This is a genomic window from Candidatus Obscuribacterales bacterium (genome assembly GCA_036703605.1).
In the GTDB taxonomy this organism is placed as follows: Bacteria; Cyanobacteriota; Cyanobacteriia; order RECH01; family RECH01; genus RECH01.
The window spans coordinates 1-1874 of record DATNRH010000621.1; the positions used below are offsets into that span (position 1 = coordinate 1).

Sequence of the window (1874 nt, forward strand, 5' to 3'; positions counted from 1 at the left end):
GACGGTGAGGGTATTGGATGCGTTGAACAGTCCTTGATTTGGATCGGTAGCGGTGTTGAAGAAGGCTCCGGGGAGAAATTCTGTATTTTCGCCCAAGTACCCAACATTAAGGGCAAGCTGATTGTTGATATCCCAGCGCACAACTGCCCCAGCGCCCCGGTCAACGGCGTTTAACTGGGTGCCACCGCTAGAGTTGAAGCTGCTGGCTCCCGTGAGGAAAAACGTGTAGGCGTTGCCGTCAAAATATCGATACCAGTTAATGCGAGGGCCAACGGCTACCCGAATGCGATCGCCCACTGGGAAGTCGTAGAACAGCTCCCGCACCACAAAATCGTTATCGTTGACACCACCGGATTGATCCGTAAAGGGCACCCCATAGGTGTTGTACAGCCCAGATGAGACAAAGAGGTTGGCTGGGGAATCGCCATTGCCAACGGCCAACTGGGTAAAGAGCAAGTCATCGCCAGTAAACGAGGTCGATAGGTTCAGCCAAAGAAGATATCCAAAGGTGAATTGGGGATCCTCATCAATACTGCTGACAATAGGGCGATTGGTGACAGAGTTGCGGGCGGCTGGACGGATATTGAGGGGAGCACCTGGGTCACTAGTTTCTGCAAGAACACTGCCATCGGCACCAGCAGATCCAAAGTGGAAGAAGGCGAGTCCACTAAGTTTCGTGGTTGTGGAAAACTGAGCGCCTTCTAAAACCGCTAAACGAGCTTCTAAATCGTCTACTCGACTTCTAATATCCGCCAGCTCGGCGCTGAAGTCCTGCACTAGTTGATCAACCGTACCCATATCGTCTGGAGATAGGGATGCGGCAAAGCCATCTAGGCAGGCATTGAGCCCTGCGGCAAACTCATAGCGAGACATGGCAGCATTGCCGCGAAAGGTGCCGTCTGGGTAGCCGGCAATACAGCCATAGCGATCAATCAACGAGGAGAGCGCTTGGTAAGCCCAGTCGGTGGGCTGTACATCGGAAAGCTGGTTCACCGATGTAACGGTTGCCATGCTGCCATTGAGAACGGCAGGGTCTAGTTCTACCACAGACAGAGATGACGCATCGCCAAGGTTTGAGAAGTCGTCTGCGTTAAGGTCTGGGATTACGGCCTCCTCGGGGGTAGCGTCTAGAGTGACCTCAGATAGGGACTCTTCAGCTACTAAGTCCGGTACTACGCTGGGTGCAGAGGTTGATTCGTCGAGGGGGGATGCGCTGAGGGGAGCGATCGCTGCCTCTGGGCTAGCCTCAGATACCGTTGCCTCAAGCGTTAAGTCCGGGATCGGGCTGGATTCAGAGGTAGGCAGGTCATCCAGAGCTAGGGCATCTGTTTGAGGATCACTCAAGGGAAGATCGTCGGCGATCGCTGCTTGCTCTAAACCAGGCAGAAGAAAACTTAGGGAAACCGAGCATAGACCGATAACCAGCGAAACCGCTAGTTTCGTGGGTCGCACCAGCAAGTGATTGTGCATAATCTTAAGGTAATGATGCCCCCACACCACATAGGGGAAGTTATTAAGTGGGTTTTATGCTACCAGAACAAAAAGACTGAAGTGTGATGACCGATACACTGATCTGTAAATGTGTGCTGATTGTGACACGCCCATGACCTAGAGGATTGCCTCCATAAGGTGTAAGAGAGCAAGAACCCTACAGAGGACTTCTAGGGGATATGACGGATATAGCCCTTGGGACAGCTACCGATTGAAGAATTCTAAATTTGTATCCGTTCTATCAACAGGTGTGGATCGCTTTCGGTAGGGTGAGTCATCAGCTAGGAACGATAGAGCCTAAAAAGCAGCCTGAGCTTATGAGGCAGCCTATGACGAAGCATCGCTCTTCAACCTAGCTGGGACTTTTGAGTGGAGAAATGCTT

General features: G+C 52.1%; 1 protein-coding gene. It reads right to left on the minus strand.

Going from position 1 to position 1874, the window contains the following annotated elements; all coding sequences use genetic code 11:
* Positions 1-1470, minus strand: a 1470-nt coding sequence (locus V6D20_13175; GenBank protein HEY9816732.1) for an iron uptake porin, incomplete at its 3' end; no start/stop codon positions are given.
* Between the last annotated feature and the right edge of the window lie 404 nt (positions 1471-1874).